The following is a 24,781-nucleotide window of genomic DNA, read 5'->3' as shown; positions in this document are numbered from 1 at the left end:
CACCCCGGAGCGTGCTGTCCGACGGTGGCTGTGTCCGGCCGCCGCCTCACCCGCAGCCTCGGTGATGTTGTTCGACGAGCCAGGGCGCCTCCTGGTGCGTGAGCACCGCACGGCCCGCGTGTCACCGTGGGTACCCGCTGGGGTATCCGGTCCGGTGGTGGAGGTGTCGTGCGGGCTCGCCTGCTGTGGACGCTGCTGCTGCTGGCCGCTGTGTTCTCTGTGCACGGCCTCGTGCCGTCGTCGACCGCGTTACAGCCTGCGCACCTACCCCTGAGCTCAACCGACTGTGCGTGTTGAGGGTTTGAGCCGAACCACCTGACACCCGTGCCCTGTCCGGGGCCCGGCGTCGCGTGTTCGACCTGCCCTCACCCTTCACGCCCAGGCCCTGTCCTGCACCACGAGCAGGCCGTGGAGATGGCCGACCTGGTCGCCGACCGCTCCACCGACCCTGACGTCCAGGACCTCGCAGCCCGCATCCTGGCTGCTCAGGAACCCGAGATCGACACCCTCAACGGGTGGCTGGAGGCCTGGGGCGCCGACCGCGCCGAGAGCGAGATGTCCGGCATGGACGCTTCGGCCATGGGCGGGATGATGAGCGAGGAGGACGTGTTCCCCCTCGAAGCGGCCAGCGGTGTGCAGTTCGACCGCATGTGGCTGCAGATGACGCTCGAGCACCACACCGGCGCACTGGGCATGGCCCAAACCGAGATCTCCGAGGGTGAAGACCCGCAGGCCATCGCGCTCGCCCAGGACAGCACGGCGTCTCAGGGTGCTGAGATCACCGAGATGGAACAGCTGCTGGAAGGCCTGTCCACTCAGTAGCTGACCCGGGCGGGGGCTGCGTCCAGCTCGGTGCAGCCCCCGTCACACCAGCCACCCATGGCACCGTGCTGCAGTCATCGCGGCCGCGTCCTCAGGGCCACAACTCCTGGCGCTTCGACATCCGCAGTCACGGAAGCGGCCATCCAGTGGACAGCCCGATGAGCGCCCACCGAGTTCTCAACGGCGCGTTCTCCCGGCGAAGCGCGAGAGGGGACTCGCGGTCAGCGTGCCGCCCTGAAGGCAGCTGCCAGGTTCGTCGGTGCTCGGCGAGCTGCTCGAGCACCGCCGAGCCCAGGTACAGCCGTCAGGCCAACCCGACGGGGGCCGTGGGGTCGGCGCACGGGTCCACGCTGCCGATCAGGATCGTCGGGAAGCCGCGGGAAGCACAATGGGCAGCCTGCTCGGGGGTGGTCACCTGCTGCAGGTGTGAGGAGGTTGCCTCGTCCCCGGCCTCGTGAGGGCTTCCCTGGTCCGCTGGAGAACCAGCTGCCAGTTGGGACAGCCGTCGAAGGAGGGGAAGGTGACGATCACAACAACACCGTCGTCGCAGTCGAGACAGAGTTCATCGCCTGGGTTCTGAGGGGGCTCCTCGATCGCGAGGTGATCCGGCAGGCACTGACACGGAATTGGTCTGGGCCGAGGGTGAACCAGGAGGCGGGATCTGTCGTGCACCTGAGAGTGACCGGCGGATCAGCCGCCGGACGAGCATGAGGAGACCCCGTGAAGATCCGCCCCTCCCGAACGACGGCTGTCGTCGCCTTGACCGTGTCGGCGCTGGCGGTTTCAGCGGTCAGTGGCCTGACCGCGGCGTCGGCAGACGGCAACGGCAACGGCAACGGTCCGCGTGAGGTGCGCCTGACCGTCGAGTCCCCGACCAACCGGGACAACGTGGGGGTCGCCGGGGCCGGCTGGATGGTCGACCTCGGATTGGACTACGACGGCGGTCTGGCCCAGGCCGGCTACACCGGCGCTCAGCTCACGGGCCCAGCCGGGCACAACAACATCCCGCCGTTCCCGGGCACCTTCTCCACGGGCAAGGACGATCGGCTGCCGGGCCTGGTCGTGCTCGTGTCCACGACCAATGGCACCCTCCCAGGCTTCTCCGGTCCCGGGACCAACCTGGCCAACCTGTTCAACCTGACCGGTGTGACCGACCGCGACACCGACGGCAGTGCCCAGATCCGGGACACCTGGATCGTGGGTGCCCCGATCGCCGGCCAGAACGTGGATGCGATCCTCACGGTCGCCGTGGTCGGGGACCTCAACGGCAACGGGATTCTCGATGACGCCCCCGGCGTCGTCCAGGACGCCGACGGGGATGGGGACGTCGACCGTCGGGACCTGGAGGCCATCGGCTTGGCTTCCAACGTCGAGCGCGTGCAGTTCCGGATCAACGGTGCTCCCGCCTGACTCCCCCTCAGGCCCTTCGGTGGTCCGGCCGCCCACTCCGGCGACCGGATCACCGAGACCGTGAGAGACCGTGACGTCCAGCGGGGTGCCGAACCCGAACGGCAGCTGATGAGCGCTCTCTACCGGGATCACGCTGCTGCGATCCACCGGTTCGTGATGCGCTACGTCGACGGCGATGAACAGCGAGCCGAGGACGTCGTGCAGGAGACCCTGCTGCGGGCTTGGCGGCACATGGACGCATTGACCGTGGGGCGCGGGGATCCTCGGCCCTACCTGCTCACTGTGGCTCGTAACGTGCTCACCGACCAGTGGCGTGCGGCCTCGCGCCGCCCGCGGCTGGTCGACGATGCCGAGTTCCTGGCAGCCGTCCCCTCAGCCGAGGACATCGATGCCGCCGTCGATGGGTGGCTGGTCGCGGCCGCGCTGACGAAGTTGACCCCTGAACACCGGGACGTCGTCCGCGCGCTGCACTACGAGGGGCGCACCGTGGCTGAGACCGCCCTGCTGTTCGGTGTTCCCGAGGGCACCGTCAAGTCCCGCAGCTACTACGCCGTCCGGGCTCTGCGCACGGTGTTCGAAGAGATGGGAGTCGTCCGGTGACCGACCGCCATGAGGAATTGCGGCTGCTGCTGGGGGCCTACGTTCTGGGTGGTCTCGGCACCGGCGACCGCCGCGATCTCGAGGACCACCTGAGCCGTTGCGAGACCTGCCGTGAAGAGCTGAGTCGATCCGCGCCCCTGCCCGGCCTCCTCCGCCGCCTTCCCGCAGGAAGCGCGCCGTGGGACGACGGTGCGCCCAGCACCCCGCCCGGTGAGGGACTGGAAGGGCTGCTCCCCCGGTTGCTCGACGGTGTCGGGCAGGACCGGCGGCGCCGCCGTCGCAGCAGCATGGTGCGTACGGGGGTCATCGCCGCGACGGTGGCTGCCCTGGCCGCGGTGGGGACCGCCGCCGTCCGGGAGACCCCGGCACCGGCCTCCATCGTGTCGTTGAGCGCAACAGGGCTCTCGGAGGCGGATGGCGATGTGTCACTGGTCGACATGCCCTGGGGCACTGCCCTCACCGTGAGGGTGTCTGGACTCCCCGACGGTGGGCCGTTCGTGCTGGAAGTGACCAGATCGGGAGGCGGAGTACCTGAGCAGGCGGCCACCTGGTCGGCCACCCCGGCCAGAGCAATCGAAGTCCGCGGCGCCTCATCGATTCCCTACACAGAGATCGACACGATCAGCGTGGTGGGCCCAGAGGGTCGAGTTCTCACCTCCCGCTGACGCCTCAGACCTAATTACCCCCGGGGGTATCTGACAACCCAGCTCATCGCGCACTGCGTCACGACTGCACAGGACCGAGAACAGCTCGATGCGGACCGTCCGAAACGGGCGGCAACTGATGGTCGTGACGCGGGTAGGGCGATCGTCTGCCTACCCTGGTGGGGTATCCGGTCTAGTGGTGGAGGTGTCATGCGGGCTCGCCTGCTGTGGACGCTGCTGCTGCTGGTCGCGGTGTTCACCATGCACGGCCTCAGTTGCGCTGCTGCTGACTCGGCCATGACCGGTGCGTCTACCCACACGTCGGCGGCCACCGCTCACTCGCCCACCGCGGCTGCCGGCTCCGTCGTGGGGCTGGTCGTCGCGGGTGCGGCGATGCCGGACGTGGATGCCGGTCACTCCACCGATCAGCCCGATGGGCACAGCTCCGCAGCGCATGCGCTGATGGTGTGCCTGGCGGTGCTGGCCGGCGGTGTCGGTGCCGTGCTGGCCGCCTTGGCCGCGTGGCTGGCCCACCGTCGACTCGGGACGATCTACACCCGCGCAGCTGGGCACGTGCGGGTCGTCGTCGACCGCGCTGCAGCCTGCGCACCAGCCCCTGAACTCAGTCGCCTGTGCGTGCTGAGGGTCTAGGCCGAACCACCTGACGCCGGTGCCCTTGTCGGGGCCCCACGTCGCGTGCTCGACCTGCCCTCATCCTCTCGCGCCCTGGCCACGCCCGGGCGTCGCACCCTTCAGGAGTTCCTGTGTTCAACGACCCCGCGTTCCTCCGCTCGACCCGTAGCGCGGCACTCGTCGGTGCCCTCATCGCCGGCTCGGTGGCCCTGTCGGCCTGCTCCGGTGGCACGAACACTGCTACGTCGGAGTCCTCGACGTCGGTCCCGGCCGACGCGCCGTTCAACGACGCCGACGTCGAGTTCGCCCAGATGATGATCCCGCACCACGAGCAGGCGGTGGAGATGGCCGACCTGGTCGCCGACCGCTCCACCGACCCCGACGTCCTGGACTTGGCCGCCCGCATCCAGGCCGCCCAGGGGCCGGAGATCGACACCCTCAACGGCTGGCTGGAGACCTGGGGCGCCGACAGCGCCGACAGCGCCGACAGCGAGATGTCCGGCATGGACCACTCGGCCATGGGCGGGATGATGACTGAGGAGGACATGTCCTCCCTCGAGGCCGCCAGCGGCGTGCAGTTCGACCGCATGTGGCTGCAGATGATGCTCGAGCACCACACCGGCGCCGTGGGCATGGCCCAGACCGAGATCGACAACGGCGAGGACCCCGAGGCGATCGCCTTGGCCCAGGACATCAAGTCCTCCCAGGGCGCCGAGATCACCGAGATGGAACAGCTCCTGGAGAGCCTGGCGACCCAGTAACACCCAGCCGGCGGGGAGGCGCAGGCGTTGCACCGGCGCCTCCCCGCCGGGCCCAGGTCGATCCCGGGCGCGTGCCGCCGCAACCACCGGGCCCAGTTGGCTCGACCTTCTCGACGTCATCCCTTGGCCACCGGTACCCCCCGGTGGTATGAAGGGCTTCTACTTGGGTACCCCCCGGGGGTATGGAGGCATCATGTCGCACAGCCAGCACCACCCACCGGCCACCCAGGCCGACCACACCTCCCCACAGCAGGCCGACGACCACCCGACTGCCGCGCCCGCCGGCGGGCGCGAGGACCACGGCGGGCACGGCGGGCACGTGGCGGTGTTCCGGCGGCTGTTCTGGTGGAACCTGCTGCTGGCGGTGCCGACGGTGGCCGCCTCGGGCATGTTCGCCTCGATCCTGGGCTACCCGTTGCCCGACGTCGCCGGCCTGTCGTGGGTGTCCCCGGTGCTGGGGACGGTCATCTACCTGTGGGGCGGTCGGCCGTTCCTCACCGGCGCCGTGGACGAGATCGGCTCCCGCAAGCCCGGGATGATGCTGCTGGTCGCGCTGGCGATCACGGTGGCGTTCGCGTCGTCGTGGGCCTCGACGCTGGGGCTGGTGCCCCACGGGCTGGACTTCTGGTGGGAGCTGGCCCTGCTGGTGGTCATCATGCTGCTGGGCCACTGGGTCGAGATGCGGTCCCTGGCCCAGACGTCCTCGGCGCTGGACTCCCTGGCAGCACTGCTGCCCGATGAGGCCCAACGCGTCCAGGACGGCCAGATCGTTCCCGTGGCACCGGCCGACCTGCAGGTCGGAGATGTCGTCGTCGTGCGGCCCGGTGGCCGGATCCCGGCAGACGGGCGGGTCACCGACGGCTCGGCCGCGGTGGACGAGTCGATGATCACCGGTGAGTCCCCGACCGTCACCCGCGGCGTCGGGGACCCGGTGGTCGCCGGCACCGTGGCCACCGACTCCGGCATCCGCGTCCAGGTGACCGCCACCGGGGAGGACACCACCCTGGCCGGGATCGGCAAGCTCGTCGCCGACGCCCAGGCCTCCGGGTCCCGGGCGCAGCGGCTGGCCGACACCGCGGCCGGCTGGCTGTTCTGGTTCGCCCTGGGCGCCGGGATCCTCACCGCCATCGTGTGGTCGACCATCGGCGCACCGGAGGACGCGGTCATCCGGACCATCACCGTGCTGGTCATCGCCTGCCCGCACGCCCTGGGACTGGCGATCCCGCTGGTCATCTCCATCGGCACCGAACGCGCCGCCCGCGCCGGGGTCCTGATCAAGGACCGGGTGCAGATGGAGGCCATGCGCACCGTGGACACCGTGCTGTTCGACAAGACCGGCACCCTCACCGTCGGCCGACCCACCCTCACCGACATCCGCACCGCCGACCACCCCACCGCCGACCCCGGCCAGATCTTCGACGCCGACCGCGTACTCGCGTTGGCCGCGGCCGCCGAGACCGACTCCGAGCACCCCCTGGCCCAAGCCATCGTCCGGGCCGCCGCCGATCGCGGCCTGACAAACCCCACCGCCGCGGACTTCACCTCCTCCCCCGCCATCGGCGTGCAAGCCACCGTGGAAGGCCGCGCCGTCGCCGTCGGCGGACCCGGCCTGCTCGCCCAGGCCGGCGCCGCCGAGCTCCCGGTCGCCGACCAATGGCGCAAGCAGGGGTCGATCATCTTGCACGTCCTGGCCGACGGGGTCGTGATCGGCGCCCTCGCCCTGGCCGACGAGATCCGACCCGAATCCCGGGCCGCGGTCGACCAGCTCCGCGACCGCGGCGCCCAGGTCGTCATGATCACCGGCGACGCCGAAGCCGTCGCCGGCACCGTGGCCGCTCAGCTGGGCATCGACCGGTACTTCGCCGGCGTCCGTCCCGAGGACAAGTCCGCCACCGTCGCCGACCTCCAGGCCGAAGGACGACGCGTCGCCATGGTCGGCGACGGCGTCAACGACGCCCCCGCCCTGGCCCAGGCAGACGTCGGCATCGCCATCGGCGCCGGCACCGACGTCGCGATCGCGTCCGCCGGCATCGTGCTGGCCTCAGCGGACCCCCGCTCGGTCGTCTCGGTGATCGACCTGTCGGCCGCGACCTACCGCAAGAGCGTGCAGAACCTGGCCTGGGGCGCCAGCTACAACCTGATCTCCGTGCCCCTGGCCGCCGGGGTCTTGGCCCCGATCGGATTCGTCATGCCCATGTCCATCGGCGCGCTGCTCATGTCCGCATCCACGATCGTCGTCGCCCTCAACGCCCAACTGCTGCGACGCCTCGACCTCCGACCCGGGCCCACAGGGCCAGACCACCACCGCCCAGATCCCGGCGCCTCCGCGGCGTCGACCCACCGGATCGAGGTCGAGGCGTGACCACTCCCCGACGCTCGGCTCGGATCGTTCCTCCGGTGGCGTTGCGCACTCGAGCTGTGGGCCCTGCCATCACACAAGCCGGCCGCCCGTCCTCTTCCGGGACGAGTTGCGCAGCGAGATCCGTCGATCCGTACACAGGGTCTTGTCGTCCGCACTGGATGCACTGCGACACGGGTTGCGGTGTGCGCTCCGGGAAGGTCAGTGGGGCGGGACGACGAGCACCGGGGTGACCCTGGTGTCCAGGAGTCGTCGACCAGGGCAGGCAATGGGCTGTCCCGGTCTCGGGGGTGGGTGCCCACGACGATCATGCAAGCGTGCCGATCGTGACGGGGCCGGCAACGCCGGATGCAAGGTGCGCCGCCCCCGGCGCACCGCCGTCCCGGCACCGGTGCGTCGGGGTCGAACACCAGCGCTGGGCACTGGTCGGGTGATCCGTGGTCGAGCGGTCCTCTCCCGTTGTCCGGGGGTCCATCAGGCCTGAAGCACGGTTCAGGCGTCGCGAGCTCGGCGGCGTTCCATCGCCGGGCTCAGCGGTGGTCCTGCCGACTGGCGTCTGTCACCCCGCCCGCGCCACTCTTCCTCCGCGGTTCGGGCGGGGGGACTCGTGCCGTCGCCGTGGCCACCAGGTCGCGGGCCGGGCCGGCGGGGGGTCGGTCGGTGGGCCCCACCCACACGGCCCGCAACCGCCGGCCCAGGTCCACCCCGGTGAGGCCGACTGCGACCAACCGGCCGTCGCGCAGGTCACCGGCCACCGCCAGTCGGGGCAGGACGGCCGGGCCGAGCCCGGCCCGGACGGACTCCCGGACGGCGGTCGCCGTGCTGAGCTCGAGCACCGGCGCCGGGCCCGGGGCGCCCAGGGCCTGCTCGAGAGCGGTGCGGGTGCCCGAGCCGACCTCCCGGGTGACCAGCGGGGTGCGGGCCAGCAGGGCGGCGCCCACCGGCCGTCGTCGACGGGCCCAGGGGTGGTCCGCAGCGACGACGAGCACCAGGTCGTCGGTGCCCACCACGACCTGCGAGAGGTCGGACAGGGGATCCGGTCCCTCGACGAGCCCCAGGTCCACGGCGCCGGCGCGCACCAGGTCGGCCACGGCGGCGCTGTTGGTGGCCGTCAACGTGATCTGCTCGACGCCCCCGTGCGCCCGCAGGGCAGCCAACCACCCCGGGACCAGGTGCTCGGCCACGGTCATGCTCGCCGCCAAACGCAACCGCGCCGATCCCCGGTGACGCAGTGCGGTCAGGCCGGCGTCCAGGTCGGTGGCTGCCTCCACCACGCGAGCCGCCCAGGCGGCGAAGGCGGTCCCCGCCTCGGTCAGCCGGGTGCCGCGGGCCCGCCGCTCCAGGACGGCGACGCCCACCTGCCGCTCGAGGGTGCGCAGCCGGGCCGAGGCGGCCTGCTGGCTGACACCGTGCCGGCGCCCGGCGGCACCGATGCTGCCGGTGGCCACCACGTCCAACAACAGCTCCAACGCCCCCAGCTCGGGCACGTGCGGACTCAGCGGCACGCCGTCAGCTCCGGCAGCCATGCTGCTGCGGCGTCCAGGGCGTGCTGCAACCGCTGGTCGGCCTCGGTCCGGGCGTGGGTGTTGCGCTGGGAGGGGTGCGGCACCGCCAGGGTCGCCACCGGGTGCACGGGTGGGTGCATCGTCAGGTACCGCATCCAGCCGGCCAGTGCCGCCGTCCCCAGCGGGACGACGACCCGCAACCGCGGGACCAGCTCGAGGACCTCGGCCAGAGCTGGACCGGCCTCCACCAGGTCGGCCGCCCGTGGGTTGCGCCAGGCCTCGGGGGTGCCCAGCGCCCACGGGACGACGTTCCACCGCAGGCAGTCCACGGCCCCCAGCGGGGACGCTTCCCGCGCGGCCCGCAGCACCCGCGCCGTGGGGTCCGGGTTGTCCTCGGAGGAGAACCCGCGCTCCCCCAGCGCCATCGTCGCCGGACCCGGGCTCTCCAGGAGCAGCAGCACCCGCGCACCGGTGCCCCCGCCGTCCGGGTCGAACCACGGCACCGCCCGACCTCGGCCCCGCCACCGCCGGACCAGCGCGTTCAGCGGCGCGACGTGCGGGGCGTCCACCCGGGCGAGCTTGAGCTCTCGCAGTGTCTCCTGCACCGGTGCGACGCTAGGCCCTGTCGCCGAGCCCCACAACCCGAACTTGTGCATGCACAACGACGTGGCGGCTACCGGCAGGGTCTGCACCGGCGCAGGATGGGCCCATGACCAGCACGGCGATCCAGCCCACCCCCCAACCGGGCCTGTTCGGCAGCGCCGACGACAGGCGACTGGCCGTGGCCACCATCGGCCCCAACTGGTTCGCCTCGGTCATGGGCACCTCCATCGTGGCCACCGCTGCAGCCACCCTGCCCGTCACCGTCCCGGGCCTGCAGGTCCTGGCACAGGTGGTGTGGGTGATGGCCGGGGTGCTGCTGCTGGCCGTCTCGGCCGCCACCCTCGCGCACTGGCATTACCACCCCGACACCGCCCGTGGGCACGCCGACAACCCGGTCATGGCGCACTTCTACGGCGCCCCACCGATGGGCCTGCTGGCCTTCGGCGTCGCCACCCACCTCGTCGGCGCCGACCTCATCGGCGCCACCGCAGCACTGTGGGTGTTCGCCGTCCTGTGGGTCGCCGGCACCGTCTACGGCCTGGTCACCGCCGTCGGCCTCCCGTACCTGGTCTTCACCCGCCACGACGTCGCAGAGGACGCCGCGTTCGGTGGGTGGCTGATGCCCGTCGTCCCGCCCATGGTGTCCGCGGCCACCGGCGCCCTGCTGGTCCCCGAACTGCCCGCCGGACAGCTGCGCACCACCCTGTTCACCCTGTGCTGGTCGATGTTCGGGCTCTCGCTGCTGGCCAGCCTCGTGGTGATCACCTTGGTGTGGGGCCGACTGGCCCGGCACAAGATCGGCGCCGCCGCCATGGTGCCCACGCTGTGGATCGTGCTCGGCCCGTTGGGCCAGTCGATCACCGCCGCGAACAACCTGGGCAGCCAGGCCCACCTCGCCGTCCCCGAGCCCTACGCCACCGCCTTCCAGGCCATGGGGCTGGTCTACGGGCTCCCGGTGTGGGGGTTCGCGCTGATGTGGGCCGGCATCGCCCTCGCCGTCACCGTCCGCACTGCCCGGGCGCACCTGCCCTTCACCCTCACCTGGTGGTCCTTCACCTTCCCCGTCGGCACCGTCGTCACCGGCACGTCCGGGCTCGCCCTGCACACCGGCGAGACCTTCCTGCAGGTCGCGGCCGTCATGCTCTTCGCCGCGCTGCTGGGGGCCTGGGCGACAGTCGCCCTGCGCACGGCGCGCGGGGTCCTCACCGGGGCCCTGCTGCGCTGACCGTCGACCCCCGGGACATGCCAGGCACCCGACTGGGCCGGACCCGGGCGTCGCCTGGCAGGACAGCCAGTTCCGGCCCACAGAATGGGCCTCGGACGCGCAGCGGAGCTCTATCCACGGTTCCCGCAGTCACATCCGACCAGCCCGCTCCTGACACCACTGCACCACGGACGATCCATGCACATCGGGGACGACGACCGTCGGAGCCGAGCACTGCATCGACCCCGCAGACCAGGGCCCTAGCGGTTTCGGACCTAGTTGTGACACGGAATCCGTCGATCCATATACGGGGGTTTGTGAGCCGCCTGCGACATCTGCCCCCAGCCGGGCGAGGCAGGCCCTTCGTCCCTCCGCGACACCCGCAGACACGCCGCAGTGGTGCCGGTGAGTGCGTCGCATCCACCGGCCCCTGGGGTGCGTCTAGCCGCCCACCTCATCCATGCCCTACTCTCTGCGTATGGATGCGGATAGCAGATCAAGGCGGCCTGTGTTGCCCGCCGACCAGGTGGACCTAGCCGTCGAGGTGTTCCGGATGCTCTCCGATGCCACCCGCATTCAGCTGCTGTGGGCACTCATCGACCGGGAGCTGTCGGTCAACGAACTCGCCGACCACGTGGGCAAGACCCCGGCCTCGGTGTCCCAGCACCTGGCCAAGCTGCGGATGACCCGTCTAGTGCACACCCGCCGGGAGGGCACGTCGGTGTTCTACAGGCTGGAGAACAACCACATCGCCCAGCTGGTCACCGACGCCGTCTACAACGCCGACCACGCCACCGCCTCGGTACCCGACCACCACCGGCCCGACGCCGACATCACCGCTCTACCGACCCGCAGCGACGAGGCCACGTCATGACCACACCCCCCGGCCAGCACACCCCCGACGCGGACGATCAGGACACCCCCGCGCACCAGACCACCGCCGCCACCCACAACGACCACACAAGAGTCGTGGACGACCATCCGCACCGAGACCACCCCCACGACGACCACAGGCACGACGACCACGGGCATGACCACCCCCACGGCGACCACGGTCACGACCACCCCACGGGGCTGAGGGGGTTCGTACTGGGGCTCTTCCGGCCACACAGCCACGACTCGGCCGACTCCATCGACTCCGCCCTGGAATCCAGCGCCGAGGGCATCCGCGCCCTGAAGATCAGCCTCATCGTGCTGCTAGTCACGGCGATGGCCCAAGCCGTCGTCGTGTGGTTCACCGGCTCGATCGCGCTGCTGGCCGACACCGTCCACAACTTCTCCGACGCCCTCACCGCCGTCCCGCTGTGGATCGCGTTCCTGCTCGGGCGCCGCGCCGCCTCCCGCCGCTACACCTACGGCTACGACCGCGCCGAGGACCTCGCCGGAGTCTTCATCGTGGCCATGATCGCCCTGTCGGCGGTGCTGGCCGGCTACGAATCGATCCGCCGCCTGCTCGACCCCCAGCCGATCACCCACGTCGGCGTCGTCATCGCCGCCGGCCTCATCGGCGCCGCGGGCAACGAACTCGTCGCCCTCTACCGCATCCGGGTCGGCCGCAAGATCGGGTCCGCAGCCCTGGTCGCTGACGGGTTGCACGCCCGCACCGACGGCCTCACCTCGCTCGCCGTCGTCGTCGGCGCCCTGGGGGTGCTCGCCGGTTTCCCGCTCGCCGACCCGCTGGTCGGCCTGGCCATCACCGTCGCGATCCTCTTCGTGCTCAAGAACGCCGCCCGCGACGTCTACCGGCGGCTCATGGACGCCGTGGAACCCGAGGTCCTCGACGCCGCCGAAGCCAGCATCCGCACCACCCCAGGCGTCCTGGACGTCGAACGACTCCGGGTGCGCTGGACCGGACACCGCCTCCGCGCCGAGACTGCCGTCACCGTCGACCCCGACCTCAGCGTCACCTCCGGCCACGACATCGCCGTCGACATCCACCACCGACTGCTCCACGACGTCCCCAAGCTCATCGACGCCACCGTGCACATCAGCCCAGCCACCGCCGACCACGACCCCCACGACGCACTCGCCCACCACGGCACCACCTAAGGCACCTGGCGACCACCGGGTTTCGGACCAAGTTGTAGGCCGGAATACGTAGATCCGTATACGGGGGTTTTGATATGCCCCGGCCAAGACCTAGCGATGGACACTCACCAGGGTGTCAGCCACTGTGGACCTACCGCGCGGGTTGACCCACCTCAATGGCCTAGGAGGTCGACGTGGACGTCGCACTTCAGTACTTGGATGGCTGCCCCCACTGGCAGGTTGCTGACGGCCGAGTGCTGGAGGCTTTGAGGTTGTCCGGTCGCGACGACACGGAGGTCGACCACCAGTTGGTCTCGACTCCCGAAGAAGCCGCGGCCGTCGGCTTCCGCGGCTCCCCCACGCTGCTCATCGATGGTGTCGACCCGTTCGCCGACCCAGACGCACCCGTCGGCCTGTCGTGCCGGGTCTACCGCACAGACACGGGACTGGCCGGCTCCCCCACTGTCGAACAGCTGCTGGCCGTGCTGACGTGACGCCATCAGCTCCCGACGGTCGACTGGAGACTGTCGGCTGCGGTTGCTGCGGCCGCGACCGACCTCGCAATGGTGTCCATTACCTGGGGGCGACGCCTGGCGTCGCTGTCTGCTGGCGTTGTGCTCTGTGGATGGGTTTCCGCACGGCGTTCCGCCGGGGGTGAGGCCCCCGGCCGCCTCCGCTCCTGCGGCACAGACGCCTCGGCCCGCTGCGCCCCGGTAAGCGCGCTGCTCGTTGACGCCACCGTCCACCTCAGCCCAGGCATTCCCCGAGCTCAACCCCACCACCTCCGCGTCTTTCACCGCAGCGGCACCGAAGGCGCCCGAGTTGGGTATCGGGACTTCGCGTCGGACTGGCACAGCCTCAATCGTGAACTGGGGCCTCGTGCGTCCGGTGGGATGCAGACTCCAGCTGAAAGGTGCAGTGCTCCATGTCGAAGTGCTGACCCAGGCAGCCCCCCAGCGCATCGAGCACCCGTCCGCCATGGCCGTTGGCGAGTGCGTCCTCGCTGACCACCACGTGAGCCGACAGCGCCTTGGAGCCCGAGGTGATGGTCCAGGCGTGGAGGTCGTGGACGTCGACCACTCCGTCGGTCTCGAGGATGTGCTGGCGTACCTGGGCCATGTCGACGTCGCGAGGGGCGTTCTCCAGCAGCACGTCCAGAGCGTCGCGCAGCAACGACCAGGCCCGCGGCAGGACGAGGGCCCCGACGACCAGCGATGCCACGACGTCGGCACCGGTCCACCCGGTGGTGATGATGAGGATCGCCGCGACGATGACGGCAATCGAGCCCAGCGCATCACCCAGGACCTCCAGGTAGGCCCCGCGCATGTTCAGCGACTTGTCCTGCCCGCCCTTGAGGATGAGCAGAGAGACCCCATTGGCAACCAACCCCAGCACAGCGGCGGCCAGCATCACTCCGGAGCGGATCTCCGGGGGGTCCCCGATGCGCTGGACGGCTTGCACCACGATGTACAGCCCAATGCCGAGCAGCAGCAAGCTGTTTCCCAGGGCTGCCAGCACCTCAACGCGCTGCCAGCCGTAGGTACGCCGAGCCGAGGCAGCTCGCTGGGCCAGGGTCACCGCGACCAACGCCAACACCACCCCCAGGCTGTCGGTGGCCATGTGGCCTGCGTCGGCGAGCAGGGCCAACGAGCCGGAGATCAGCGCGCCCACGACCTGAACGATCAGGACGGTGACGGTGATGGCCAGGACCGCAACCAGCCGTTTGCGGTAGCCGGCCGAGACCGTGGCCCCCGGTGCGGGTGCGTGGTTGTGGTCGTGGCCCATGACGCGGTCTCCTCTGACATGCGGGTGTGCGCATGTCAGCATGCCTTACCGTGCGCGGGGAAGGGAAGGGGTCCTCAGCTGCAGGGGCCGCCCATCTCGATTCCCCGGGCCCGCAGCCAGGGCATCGGGTTGGTCCGCCCCTGGTACATGCCCTGGCTGTGCACCTCGAAGTGCAGGTGCGGTCCGGTGGACTGGCCGCGGTTGCCGACCTCGGCGATGAGTTGTCCCGCGCTGACGCGTTGGCCGGTGGTGACGAAGAAGTCGTTGATGTGGCCGTAGACGGTCACGGTGCCGTCGTCGTGCTGGATGTAGACGGCCAGTCCGAAGCCTGTCGCCGGTCCGGCTCGCACGACCCGGCCGGCGACCGGGGCGTAGATGGGGGTTCCGATGGGTGCGGCGATGTCGAGCCCGTTGTGCATCTGCCCCCACCTCATCTCATAACAGGAGGTGAAGCGCCCGCTGGTCGGCGCCACGCCGCCACCTGCACTCGGGGGGCGCGGAGCCGTAGTGACGGGCCCGGGGCGAGGGGGGACCGCGGTGGCTGCAGCACCGCCGCCGACGCCTTGCCCGTTGCCGGCGCGTGCTTGGGCTGCCGTCTGGGCCAGTACCTGGGCAGCTGCCTCGGCTCGGTCTGCTTCCTCTTGCTGGGCGGCCTGCTGCTGCGCCTGCCAGGCGGCGTACCCGTCGCGCTGGCCCTGCAGTTCCAACAGCCGGATCTGGGCGTTTTGGAGTTGCTGTTGCAGGTCGGCCTGCTGGGTGGTCAGTCCGTCCAGGGCCGACTGCGCCAGCGCGAGTTCAGCGGTCGCGGTGTCAGCTGCCGCGGTTGCGGCGGCCTGCGCGTCGGCGCTGTCCTCGACCGCTGCATCGGCCAGTGACGTCGCATTGGCCTGTCGCAGCTGAGCGGTCTCCAGGTCCTCCAGCAGGCTGACCCGGTCAGCGGCCAGGTACTCCAGAGTGACGGCCTGCTGCAGCATCTGCGAGGGTCCTTCGGCGGCGAGCAGGGCGCTGATCCCGCCCAGGTCCCCGGCACGCATGTACGTCTCGGCACCAAGGTCCCCCACCGCCGTTCGCGCTGTCTGCGTGGCTAGCGTGGCCGCCTCCAGCTCCACCGCAGCCACGACCGCGGCCTCCTGGGCGCGGAGCAGGTCGGCCTCGGCGACGAGTTGGGCATCCGCGGCGGCGGCAGCGACGGCGTTGGTCTGCTCGAGTTGGGCCTGGGCGTCGGCGATGGTGGCAGCCAGACGTCCGACCTCGGCGGCCGCGGCGTCCTGCTCGTCCTGGGCGGCCGAGATCTCGGTGTCGCTGGGGTTGAGCGGTGCCGCCTGCGCCGGCCCGGCCGACCAGGTCAAGGCGATCACCAGCACGCCGACCGCCACGCCCACCCGAGGTCGCCGACGGCCCAGGCCGTGATCTTCACGGGGTGGGGGTGTTGCAGTGCTCACGATGCCCTGGCCTCCAGCGGATACGACAACTACCTGTCGTAGTACTAACGGCCGGCGTGGTGGCGTCCTTGAGTCCTCACCCCGAACGGGTCACCCGGGTCGGTCACCGGCTGGACCTCGGTCGGCACTGCTGGCCGCGCGACTGATGGTCAAGCGCAGCGACCCCCCAAGGTGATGCCACGCTGGGCGAGCCATGGAGCCGGATTGGTGCGGGTGGCATAGAGGCCACCCACATGGGTCTCGATGTGCAGGTGCGGGCCAGTGGATTGGCCCCGGTTACCGACCTCGGCGATGAGCTCCCCCGCCTCGACCACCTGACCGGCGGTGACGAAGAACTGGTTGATGTGTCCGTAGAGGGTGATGGTGCCGTCGGAGTGCTGGATGTAGACAGCGAGCCCGAACCCGTTGGCCGGTCCGGCGTTCAGGACGACGCCCCCCTCGGGGGCGTAGATGGGCGTGCCGATCGGGGCAGCGATGTCGATGCCGTTGTGGTTGGTGCCCCACCGCGCTCCATAACAGGACGTGACTTGGCCGGCCACCAGCTCACCGCCCGAGGCGGCCACCGCGGCCTGACCGGCGGCGACGACCGATTCGGGATCATCCACGCCCTGTTCGGTGAGGGCTGCGACCTGGGCAACCTGCAGCTGCTCTTGAAGGGCAGCGCGCTCCGCGGATGCTGCTGCGTAGCCCTGCTGAGCCTCAGCCAATCTGGCTGCGGCATCAGCATCGGCCTGCTGGGCTGCACCCAGCGCCTCCTGCTGGCGCAGGACGGCTTCCTGAGCGCTCGCATCGGCCGTCTCCTGCTGTCCCTGGACCTCCTCCAATGCGCTGATGTCTTCGGCGCGGTCATCAGCCAGCAGCGCCAGCGTGGTGGCGCGGGCCAGAAGGTCCTCGGGATCATCGGCCTCCAGCAGGAGCCCAGCCTGGGCGAGGTCACCCGAGCTCATGAACGCCGCCCTCCCTGCGGCGGCCACCTCGCTCTGCGCCTGGTCCGTCGCCGCCTGGGCGGTCTGGGCTGCTGCAGACGCCGCTGCGGCGGCGGCGGTCGCTGTGTCCAGCTCCAGGGCGGCCAGTCGGGTCAGCTCGACCGTCGATTCGGCCTCGACGGTGGCCTGGTCCAGCCGTTGCTGGGCTGCCTCAAGCAGGCTCTCCAGACGCGCCGCCTCCTGCGGGGCAGTCTCCTCACCGGGCACGCCGGCGGACGTTCCCGGGGACGGGGCTGCCGCGCTGTCCGTGGGCTCTGCCGGTGCCGCTGATGCGATGCCGGGACCTGCGGTCGCGGCGAGAGCCCAGAGCAGGGCCAGGACAGCCGGACGCCCCCGTGGTCTCAAGCTGCGGGCGCCCCGCGTGCTGCGGGCGCCGTGGAGGGGGCTGAGCTTCTGGGGAGGGTCGTGCAGGGTCGCCACAGTGCAGCGGGCTCCGTTCTTCCTTCCACCGACCGAGTTAGCTGACGGGTTCGGGCTGGAAGGAGCCCTACTGCGCGGTGGCAGATTCACCCCAGGAACACATGGGTCCCCGGCCCGCCGACTGACCCGCAGAGGTCAGGCGACGATTAGGCGGGTCTGCCCAAGGACCCAGGAAGGGCGCGTGGCCTGAGCAGACGCCATCAAGCTACTAGCTTGACTAGTAGAGGTCACGTTCCGGTCACGACCGCCTGTATCCCCCGGCGTCGTGTTGTCGCACAGGGTCGGGTCCTGATGGCTCAGCGTGGCGTAGCCGCCTGGTCAGGAGTCCGAGTTTTCTGCCTGCAGCACCGGACTCGGTGAGCGCGACGCTCGAGCCAGTGCCCAGACCGCGATCGCTCCGGCTGTCATCAGCCCCACCAGTAGGAACACCACGGCGGCATGTCGTTGGTCGGTGAGTGCAGAAGGGCGCCACGCCGGGTCGATCTCGGTCCACCAGCCCTCCGCCAGCGCGGTGGGCCAGGTCAGCAAAGCAACCGAGACGAGCACGTGGATGGTGGTCCAGCCCGCGATCCACCACCCCCGCAGCTTGCGGGGGATGTCGCTGTCGAACCAGGACCGCACGAGCACCATGCCCGCGGTGAAGGTCGCGATCACAGACACCACGTGGGCGGCGTGGGATCGCATGACGATCTCCAGCACGGGGCCGGTGTACCCCAGGTAGACAACGACCACGAAGAGGGCCAGGGCTGGTGCGGGCCGGCGCAGGACGAGGGCGGCGCGGCTGGAGGTGATGGCCTCCAGCCACTGGGCGGCCCCCCGGTTGTCATCCATCACTGGTTCCGTCGCGGGTGATCGACGGTCGAGGTGGTCGGTGAGCAGCTGACCCGGTGCTGCCCGGAGAACCAACGCTGGCCCGAGCAGGCCGAGCAGGAGGTACTGCAGGGCGTGGGCGGGTGCAGAGACCAGGGCGTAGCGAGCAAGCCCGCTGGTCGTTGCCACCAGGAGCACGGTGGCACCGCCCAGTAGGAGTGCAGTGCGCCAGGAAGGCCACGACTGCCCGGCCTGGGTCCTCCTGCGCACTGCCCACACGTACGCCACCACCGCGCCGGCGATCAGGACAGGGAACAGCGGATCGGGGTAGGGCTGCCACAGTTGGGTCCACCACTGTCCTGGGGTGGGGTTGGGTGGGAGAGGGAAACCCAGAGCGTCGAAGGCGCTCCCCTCCTCCTCCCCCGGATTTGGCGTGGTTTGCGGGGTAGGGGTGCGCGACAGGGACACCGCGACACCGATCGTCGCTGCGAAGACGAGCACTTCGCTGATCGCCAAGCGGCGGAAGGCACGGTGGTCTCCCCGGGCCAGGCTGGGGAGGGTCCGGCGCCGGTGGGCCCACCCCAGCCCGCCCAACGCCAGCAGCGCAGCTGTCTTGATCACGACCTGTCGGCCGTAGTCGGTGTCAACCAGATCAGCGACGCCGGTCAGCCGCGTCGCGGCTGTGAGCACACCACTGAGGGCGACGAGCAGCACGAGCAGCGGTGCAACCGCGCTGAACCGGGTCACTGCCACCTGCAAGGCGGCGATGGGCACCCGGCGGATGAGGATCAGGGAGAGCACCCCGCCGGCCCAGGCGAGCACCCCGAGTACATGCAGCGCCAGACCGGAGATCGCGGCCTGGTGACTGCCCGATCCGGCGGCGTGTCCGGTGAACACCGGGGGGAGGCTGGCGAGCAAAGCGATGAGGAGCAGCGCCGCGCTGCCTGCTGTGGTGAGCACCAGCCGGGACCCGATGACCAGGACGAGGGTCAAGACCGCTACTGCGGCTTGGGCCTGGCCTTGCGGGATGGTCGTGGTGAAGGAGAACAGGCCGCGTGCGCTCACCGACGCCAGGTCGGTGCCCAGAAAATCCGCCAGCTGCAGGGGTGCCACCAGGATCGAGCTGAGCAGCCACACGGCTGCCGGCCAGGTCGCCATCCGTGTCCAGCGGTAACCCGCGACACTCATCTGCCGGTGCCCGGGGGCCAGTAGCGCAGCGGCCATCAGGCACCCCGCTGTCGCTACCGCCGCCAGGTCGCCCACGACCCGGGTCACTGGGATGGCCCAGGTGACCGCGGCCGAGGTGGCCGGTATCCCGGGCAGCGCCTCGGCGACGAGGGAACCCGACGCCCACAACAGCGCCAGGGTCGTGCCGACCCCGATCATCAGAGCGCTGAGTGTGATGACCGGTCCCGCCGGCATCGGCCACCCCCGCTGCCGCCGCGTGGACACAGCGGGGGCGACCACCATGACGTCCCCTGAGGACATCTCTGCTGAATGGGCGTCCGCTGGTGCCGGCGCCGCCCCGGGGTCGGCAGGTTCTGCTCGTCCCGCCCGCGCGGGTTGCCTTTCGCCCGCCGCTGACCCGTGCGGTGCCTCGTCGGGGCCGGCGCTCACGCCTTGTGACTGAGCCGGCGGCGGCGCGCGAGGGTGAAGCTGATGATCAGCAGGATCGCCAGGATGGCCAGACCAATCATCGTGGCCACCGAGATGCCCCCTGAATCGCCTGTCTGGGCTGCTTCATCAACAGCCGGTGTGGCCGCGCTCGGCGTGGTCGGTGTCGATGCAGCCGGCGTCGAGTCCGCACTCGGGGGGGCCGTGCTTTCGGCGGGAGTGGGGTCGGCGGGGTCGGCGGTGACCGCCGCTGGGGTGAAGGTGAAGCCGTAGGTGCCTTGGATGGTGTGGCCGTCGGCGGACACGATCCGGTAGGAGACCCCGTAGGCACCGCCGCCACCCATCGAGACCGGCTGGGTCACGACATCGCCCTGCACGGTGGGTTCACCATCGGTCACGTCGGTGCCGCTGGGGTCCAGGACCGCGATCTGGGCGAACCCGGGCTGCACCCCGTCGGTGAAGGTGAGCTCCAAGGCGCCGGGGGCCTCCTCGACGGTGCCGTCGACCGCGGGGCTGGCGGACTCCAGGTCGCTGTGCGCCTGCGCGGAGGGCGCCCCGAGCAGAACAGCGAACAGCACCGATGCCACGACCACCGCTGCACGCAGCGACGTTCTTCTGGTGCCAGACCCCCATGCGCCCTGATCTGCCTGGAGGCTGCGGGGGCTCAGGGCTCGGGTGGTGTACTGCACGGTCACAGGGTGGCTCCTGGGCTGGTGGGCTGCGGGGTGCTCGGGGACCGCCTCGGCGATCCCCTCGTCTAGTCGCCAGCTGGCGACCTGTGGTTCCCCCGTGGTGTCAGGTCAGGTCGGGTCGGGGTCGTTGGCACCCTGTCGGGCGCCGGTGCCCTCGAGCAGTTCACTGGCGTAGGGCCCGTGCTTCTTGCCCGCGTGCGCCTCCTCCTGGAGCCGTCGCTGCAGGTGCGGGTAGTGCAGCTCGAACGCCGGCCGCTCGGAGCGGATGCGCGGGATCTCGATGAAGTTGTGCCGCGGCGGCGGGGAGGACGTCGCCCACTCCAGGGAGTTGCCGTGGCCCCACGGGTCATCGCGCAACGCGAGCTGCCCGTACTTCCAGGAGTGCACCACGTTGTAGAGGAACGGGATGGTCGAGGCACCCAGGATGAAAGACCCGACCGTGGAGATCGTGTTTAGCGTGGTGAAGTTGTCACTGGCCAGGTAGTCGGCATACCGGCGCGGCATCCCCTGTGAGCCCAGCCAGTGCTGGACCAGGAACGTGGCGTGGAACCCGATGAACGTCAGCCAGAAGTGCAGCTTGCCCAGCCGCTCGTCCATCATCCGGCCGCACATCTTGGGGAACCAGAAGTAGATGCCGGCGTAGGCGGCGAACACCACGGTGCCGAAGACGACGTAGTGGAAGTGCGCGACCACGAAGTAGGAGTCGTTGAGCTGCCAGTCCAGGGGCGGGGAGGCCAGCAGCACGCCGGTGAGCCCACCCAGGAGGAAGGTGACCAGGAAGCCGACGGAGAACAGCATCGGGGCCTCGAAGGTCAGCTGCCCCCGCCACATGGTGCCGATCCAGTTGAAGAACTTGATCCCGGTGGGCACCGCGATCAGGTAGGTCAAGAAGCTGAAGAACGGCAGCAGCACCGCGCCGGTGGCGAACATGTGGTGCGCCCACACGGTCAGCGACAGGGCGCCGATGGCGATGATCGCGAAGATCACCGCGCCGGTGGCGAACATGTGGTGCGCCCACACGGTCAGCGACAGGGCGCCGATGGCGATGATCGCGAAGATCATGCCCTTGTAGCCGAACAGCGGCTTGCGGCTGAACACCGGGATAATCTCGGAGATGATCCCGAAGAACGGCAACGCGATGATGTAGACCTCGGGATGGCCGAAGAACCAGAACAGGTGCTGCCACAGCATCGGCCCGCCGTTGGCGGCGGAGAAGATCAAAGCACCGAGATGCCGGTCGGCCAGCAGCGCGAACAGGGCTGCGGTGAGGATCGGGAAGGCCAGCAGGATGAGCACGCTGGTGATGAGGGAAGACCACACGAAGATGGGCATCCGGAACATGGTCATCCCCGGCGCCCGCAGGCAGACGATGGTGCTGATGAAGTTCACCGCACCCAGGATCGTGCCCAGCCCCGACACTGCCAGCCCCGCGATCCACAGGTCGGCGCCGGCGCCGGGTGAGTTGGTGGCATCAGAAAGCGGGCTGTAGGCGTACCACCCGAAATCTGCTGCCCCACCAGGGGTCAGGAACCCCGACATGGCGATCAACCCGCCGAAGAGGAACAGCCAGTAGGAGAAGGCGTTCAAGCGGGGGAACGCGACGTCGGGCGCACCGATCTGCAGCGGCAGGATCAAGTTCGCGAACGCGAAGAACAGCGGCGTCGCGAAGAACAGCAACATCACGGTGCCGTGCATGGTGAACAGCTGGTTGTACTGCTCGTTGGACAGGTACTGCAGCCCGGGCCGGGCCAGCTCACCGCGCATGAGCATGGCCATCAGGCCACCGACCATGAACCAGGTGAACGACGTGATCATGTACATCACGCCGATCTTCTTGTGGTCGGTCGTGCGCAGCAGATCCGCCAGTCGGGAGCCCTTGCCCTCCGGCATCGGGGGGCTGGGTCGACTGATGATCTGCACCGGCGCGATGGTCACGGCGACCTCTCTCCACAGCTCTAGCCGCACCGAGCGGAGCGGCCACGGGTCTCCCCGTCTGCTAGGCAGCATAGTAGATGTGTCAGGTGCCCGACCCGTGCCGTCAGGAACGGCGCGAGACCGAGGTCATCGCCCGCCACCGACCGACAGGGCAGGATGAGGACGTCGGCCCGGCCGCACACCCTGGTCACCGACGGCGCCGCCCCGGGGACCGACCGCTAGACCGACAACGATCTGCAGGGAGAGACGTGCGCCCGTTCGGAGACCTCGAGGCCGCGATCATGCAGGTGCTGTGGGACCGCGGGGAGCCGGCGACGGTCCGCGACGTCCTGGGTTCCCTGCAGACACCCAAGACCCTGGCCTACACGACGGTCATGACCGTGTTGGACAACCTGCACCGCAAGAACGAAGTGACCCGGGAGATGCACGGGCGGGCCTGGAGCTACCGCCCCCTGCGGTCTCGCGCCGAGCACTCAGCGGCCCTGCTGCAGGGTGTGCTGCAAGACGCCGGGGACCCCGGTGCCGTGCTGATGCACTTCGTCGCCGACCTCGACCCCGCGGTCGTCACGCAGCTGCAACAGGCTGTTCGGGCCGCCCAGACCGAGAAGGACACTCCGGCGTGACCGCCACCTGGATCCTGGGTGCAGCGGGTGTGGCTCTCCTGCTGCTGGGGCCTCGCCTGCGCCACGCGGGGTGGGTGGAGAGGTCCCCGAAGCTGGCGATCGGGCTGTGGCAGGCCTTGTGCCTGTCGGCAGTGGCCGTGCCGGTCCTGATGGGACTGACATTGTTGGTCCCGGCCACTGTCTGGGTCACCGACATCGCCGGGTGGGTGCACGCCTGCGCTCAGAGCATCCAGGACGCCTACGGCTTCCACGGCGATTCGTTGGAGCCAGCGATCGGGCTGCTGATCAGCGCCGCGACGGTGACGTGGACGGTGGGGTGGGTGACCGTGGAGGCCATCGGGGCGCACCGGGACCGGCGGCGGGTCCGAGACTCCCTGGCCCTGATCAGTGCCGCGGACCCCCGGCTGGGCGTGCACGTGGTGCAGGCCGCGGCCCCAGCCGCCTTCTGTGTGCCCGGCCGCTCGGCGCAGGTCGTCATCACCTCGGGGGCGCTGGAGGTTCTGACCCCCGCCGAGCTGGCCGGGGTGCTGGCCCACGAACGGGCGCACCTCAATGCCCGGCACCACATCGCCGTGGTGCTCTCCCAGTCCTTGCAGCGCGCCTTCCCGCGCGTGGGACTCTTCGCCACCGCCACCGCCCAGACTCGTCGGTTGATCGAGATGGCTGCCGATGACAGCGCCGTCCAGCGGGTCGACCGCCTCAGCGTCGCCTCAGCGATCGTCCGTCTGGCCTCGATGCAGGCTCCCGGCGCCGCATTCGCCATGGCCGGGGGAGCCGCCACCCACGCCACCACCGCCCGGGTGGGCCGGCTGCTCGCCCCAGCCCTGCCGCTGGAACGGGGGCGCCAGGGCATGGTGTTGGTCGGCGTCGTGGCCCTGGTCGGCGTTCCACTGCTGGTGACCGTGGCCCCGACCGTCGTGGCGGCACTCAATCACCTGTGCGCCGTGTCGTTCTGATCCCGACTGCCACCTACTGCCCCACCCGCTCCTACTAAGGCTGTTAGTCGCAGATGGTTGAGTGGGGGGCATGGCCACCACCAGCGGGACAGGACCACTGGGCGCCACCGTCGGGTTGCCCCTGACCCGCCGCGGGTTCCTGGCAGCGGTTGCCCTCGGTACCAGTGCCCCCCTGCTGGGGGCTTGCTCGGGAGGCGGTGATGAACCCGCCGGTTCCTCGGTCAGCGGCGGCAACGCCTCTTCCCCGGCCGCGGTGACCACCGCAGCCGACGGGACCCAGGAAGTGACCCTGGTCGTCAACGACGACTTCGTCTTCCTCCCAAAGGCCTTCACGGTCGCACCAGGACCCGTACGGCTCACCCTGTCCAGCGAAGCGACCCAGATGACCCACAACTTCCTCTTCAGCGCAGGCCAGGGACCCGCCGCCATCACCGAGGAGATCCCCATCCTCGGGCCAGGTGATGAGGCCACCATCGACTTCGACGTCACCGCCCCCGGTGACTACCCCTTCGAATGCTCCTTCCACCTGGCCCTCGGCCAGGTGGGGACCATGACCGTGACACCCGGCTGAGCCGCCAACGGCAGCAGCAGCAGCGACCGGTCACCCGGTCAGGACACCACCCGCAGGGACGCGGCCTCACTGGGCGGCACCAGGCTGGTCAGCTTCTGCCGGACGGTGCGCGGGCTGGTGCCGGCCTGGATCTCCGAGATGCCCTCGACGAGCAGGTTCATCTGGGCGGCCTGCAGGTCGCTGGTGCGGGTGATCTTGGCGGCCATCGGCAGCCAGAAGACGTTGGCCGACAGCACGCCCCACAGCGTCGCCACGAACGCGGCGGCAATCAGCTCCCCGAGCGTCTCGGGCTTGTTCAGGTTCTCCAGCACGTGGATGAGCCCGATGACGGTGCCGATGATGCCGATGGTCGGGGCGTAGCCGCCCATGGCGGTGAAG

General features: G+C 70.3%; 23 protein-coding genes and 1 riboswitch. Of the genes, 14 read left to right on the top strand and 9 right to left on the bottom strand.

Going from position 1 to position 24,781, the window contains the following annotated elements; all coding sequences use genetic code 11:
- The first annotated feature begins 390 nt into the window (after nt 1-390).
- The 7 genes from ASG36_RS19150 to ASG36_RS19120 all read left to right on the top strand — a co-directional run bounded on the left by ASG36_RS19150 (nt 391) and on the right by ASG36_RS19120 (nt 7,232).
- Nucleotides 391-822, top strand: a complete 432-nt coding sequence (locus tag ASG36_RS19150) for a DUF305 domain-containing protein (RefSeq protein WP_255353019.1) — start codon at nt 391-393, stop codon at nt 820-822.
- Between the two features lie 720 nt (nt 823-1,542).
- The gene (locus tag ASG36_RS19145) at nt 1,543-2,232 is read left to right on the top strand and encodes a hypothetical protein (protein WP_055767993.1); all 690 of its coding nucleotides are present in this window, start codon (nt 1,543-1,545) and stop codon (nt 2,230-2,232) included.
- A gap of 108 nt (nt 2,233-2,340) precedes the next feature.
- A complete protein-coding gene (locus ASG36_RS19140; RefSeq protein WP_055767990.1) occupies nt 2,341-2,832 on the top strand; it encodes a sigma-70 family RNA polymerase sigma factor in 492 nt (163 codons plus the stop codon).
- Nucleotides 2,829-3,497 (top strand): zf-HC2 domain-containing protein, encoded by a 669-nt coding sequence (locus tag ASG36_RS19135; protein ID WP_055767986.1) that lies wholly within the window; start codon nt 2,829-2,831, stop codon nt 3,495-3,497. The genes ASG36_RS19140 and ASG36_RS19135 overlap by 4 nt, the downstream gene beginning before the upstream one ends.
- Nucleotides 3,498-3,686: 189 nt before the next feature.
- Nucleotides 3,687-4,127 carry a DUF6153 family protein gene (locus tag ASG36_RS19130; RefSeq protein WP_055767983.1) on the top strand — a complete coding sequence of 147 codons (441 nt, stop codon included), beginning with the start codon at nt 3,687-3,689 and terminating at the stop codon, nt 4,125-4,127.
- A gap of 113 nt (nt 4,128-4,240) precedes the next feature.
- Nucleotides 4,241-4,870: a DUF305 domain-containing protein gene (locus tag ASG36_RS19125; RefSeq protein WP_055767978.1), complete on the top strand. Its 630-nt coding sequence runs from the start codon at nt 4,241-4,243 to the stop codon at nt 4,868-4,870.
- 193 nt (nt 4,871-5,063) lie between these two features.
- Nucleotides 5,064-7,232, top strand: a complete 2,169-nt coding sequence (locus tag ASG36_RS19120) for a heavy metal translocating P-type ATPase (RefSeq protein WP_082523326.1) — start codon at nt 5,064-5,066, stop codon at nt 7,230-7,232.
- 527 nt (nt 7,233-7,759) lie between these two features.
- Here the strand turns inward: ASG36_RS19120 and ASG36_RS19115 are convergent.
- Entirely contained in the window at nt 7,760-8,734 is a 975-nt protein-coding gene (locus ASG36_RS19115) for a LysR family transcriptional regulator (RefSeq protein WP_235495283.1), read from the bottom strand.
- Nucleotides 8,725-9,339, bottom strand: a complete 615-nt coding sequence (locus tag ASG36_RS19110) for a uracil-DNA glycosylase (protein WP_055767976.1) — start codon at nt 9,337-9,339, stop codon at nt 8,725-8,727. Before ASG36_RS19110 ends, ASG36_RS19115 begins: the two co-directional genes overlap by 10 nt.
- Nucleotides 9,340-9,443: 104 nt before the next feature.
- On the opposite strand from ASG36_RS19110, the gene ASG36_RS19105 reads away from it, so the two are divergent.
- The 4 genes from ASG36_RS19105 (at nt 9,444) to ASG36_RS19090 (ending at nt 13,063) form a co-directional block, all read left to right on the top strand.
- Complete coding sequence (locus tag ASG36_RS19105) at nt 9,444-10,562, top strand: TDT family transporter (protein ID WP_055767973.1); 1,119 nt, start codon at nt 9,444-9,446, stop codon at nt 10,560-10,562.
- A 439-nt stretch (nt 10,563-11,001) separates the two neighbouring features.
- Nucleotides 11,002-11,415 (top strand): ArsR/SmtB family transcription factor, encoded by a 414-nt coding sequence (locus ASG36_RS19100; RefSeq protein ID WP_369794104.1) that lies wholly within the window; start codon nt 11,002-11,004, stop codon nt 11,413-11,415.
- Nucleotides 11,412-12,590, top strand: coding sequence for a cation diffusion facilitator family transporter (locus ASG36_RS19095; protein WP_082523323.1), 1,179 nt, complete (start codon nt 11,412-11,414; stop codon nt 12,588-12,590). Before ASG36_RS19100 ends, ASG36_RS19095 begins: the two co-directional genes overlap by 4 nt.
- Nucleotides 12,591-12,763: 173 nt before the next feature.
- Nucleotides 12,764-13,063 carry a hypothetical protein gene (locus tag ASG36_RS19090; protein WP_055767969.1) on the top strand — a complete coding sequence of 100 codons (300 nt, stop codon included), beginning with the start codon at nt 12,764-12,766 and terminating at the stop codon, nt 13,061-13,063.
- A gap of 364 nt (nt 13,064-13,427) precedes the next feature.
- On the opposite strand, the gene ASG36_RS19085 is transcribed toward ASG36_RS19090, so the two are convergent.
- The 6 genes from ASG36_RS19085 to ASG36_RS19060 all read right to left on the bottom strand — a co-directional run bounded on the left by ASG36_RS19085 (nt 13,428) and on the right by ASG36_RS19060 (nt 22,253).
- Nucleotides 13,428-14,354: a cation diffusion facilitator family transporter gene (locus tag ASG36_RS19085; protein WP_055767964.1), complete on the bottom strand. Its 927-nt coding sequence runs from the start codon at nt 14,352-14,354 to the stop codon at nt 13,428-13,430.
- A gap of 74 nt (nt 14,355-14,428) precedes the next feature.
- Entirely contained in the window at nt 14,429-15,736 is a 1,308-nt protein-coding gene (locus ASG36_RS19080) for a M23 family metallopeptidase (RefSeq protein ID WP_055767960.1), read from the bottom strand.
- 209 nt (nt 15,737-15,945) lie between these two features.
- The gene (locus ASG36_RS19075) at nt 15,946-16,989 is read right to left on the bottom strand and encodes a M23 family metallopeptidase (RefSeq protein WP_235495281.1); all 1,044 of its coding nucleotides are present in this window, start codon (nt 16,987-16,989) and stop codon (nt 15,946-15,948) included.
- 226 nt (nt 16,990-17,215) lie between these two features.
- A riboswitch (cyclic di-AMP (ydaO/yuaA leader) is annotated at nt 17,216-17,365 on the bottom strand.
- A 155-nt stretch (nt 17,366-17,520) separates the two neighbouring features.
- Nucleotides 17,521-19,398: a cytochrome c oxidase assembly protein gene (locus ASG36_RS19070; protein ID WP_157498975.1), complete on the bottom strand. Its 1,878-nt coding sequence runs from the start codon at nt 19,396-19,398 to the stop codon at nt 17,521-17,523.
- A gap of 227 nt (nt 19,399-19,625) precedes the next feature.
- Nucleotides 19,626-20,315 carry a copper resistance CopC family protein gene (locus tag ASG36_RS19065; protein WP_162245212.1) on the bottom strand — a complete coding sequence of 230 codons (690 nt, stop codon included), beginning with the start codon at nt 20,313-20,315 and terminating at the stop codon, nt 19,626-19,628.
- Nucleotides 20,316-20,426: 111 nt separating this feature from the next.
- A complete protein-coding gene (locus ASG36_RS19060; RefSeq protein WP_255354655.1) occupies nt 20,427-22,253 on the bottom strand; it encodes a cytochrome c oxidase subunit I in 1,827 nt (608 codons plus the stop codon).
- A gap of 248 nt (nt 22,254-22,501) precedes the next feature.
- On the opposite strand from ASG36_RS19060, the gene ASG36_RS19055 reads away from it, so the two are divergent.
- The 3 genes from ASG36_RS19055 (at nt 22,502) to ASG36_RS19045 (ending at nt 24,403) form a co-directional block, all read left to right on the top strand.
- Entirely contained in the window at nt 22,502-22,876 is a 375-nt protein-coding gene (locus ASG36_RS19055) for a BlaI/MecI/CopY family transcriptional regulator (RefSeq protein ID WP_055767950.1), read from the top strand.
- On the top strand, nt 22,873-23,832 hold the full coding sequence (locus ASG36_RS19050) for a M56 family metallopeptidase (RefSeq protein ID WP_055767943.1): 960 nt from the start codon (nt 22,873-22,875) through the stop codon (nt 23,830-23,832). Before ASG36_RS19055 ends, ASG36_RS19050 begins: the two co-directional genes overlap by 4 nt.
- A gap of 70 nt (nt 23,833-23,902) precedes the next feature.
- Nucleotides 23,903-24,403: a plastocyanin/azurin family copper-binding protein gene (locus tag ASG36_RS19045; RefSeq protein WP_082523321.1), complete on the top strand. Its 501-nt coding sequence runs from the start codon at nt 23,903-23,905 to the stop codon at nt 24,401-24,403.
- A 38-nt stretch (nt 24,404-24,441) separates the two neighbouring features.
- Here the strand turns inward: ASG36_RS19045 and ASG36_RS19040 are convergent.
- Nucleotides 24,442-24,781, bottom strand: a 340-nt coding sequence (locus ASG36_RS19040; protein WP_200944582.1) for a motility protein A, incomplete at its 5' end; no start/stop codon positions are given.

Source organism: Geodermatophilus sp. Leaf369 (assembly GCF_001424455.1).
Taxonomy (GTDB): Bacteria; Actinomycetota; Actinomycetes; order Mycobacteriales; family Geodermatophilaceae; genus Klenkia.
This window is presented reverse-complemented; position numbering and strand designations above follow the sequence as displayed.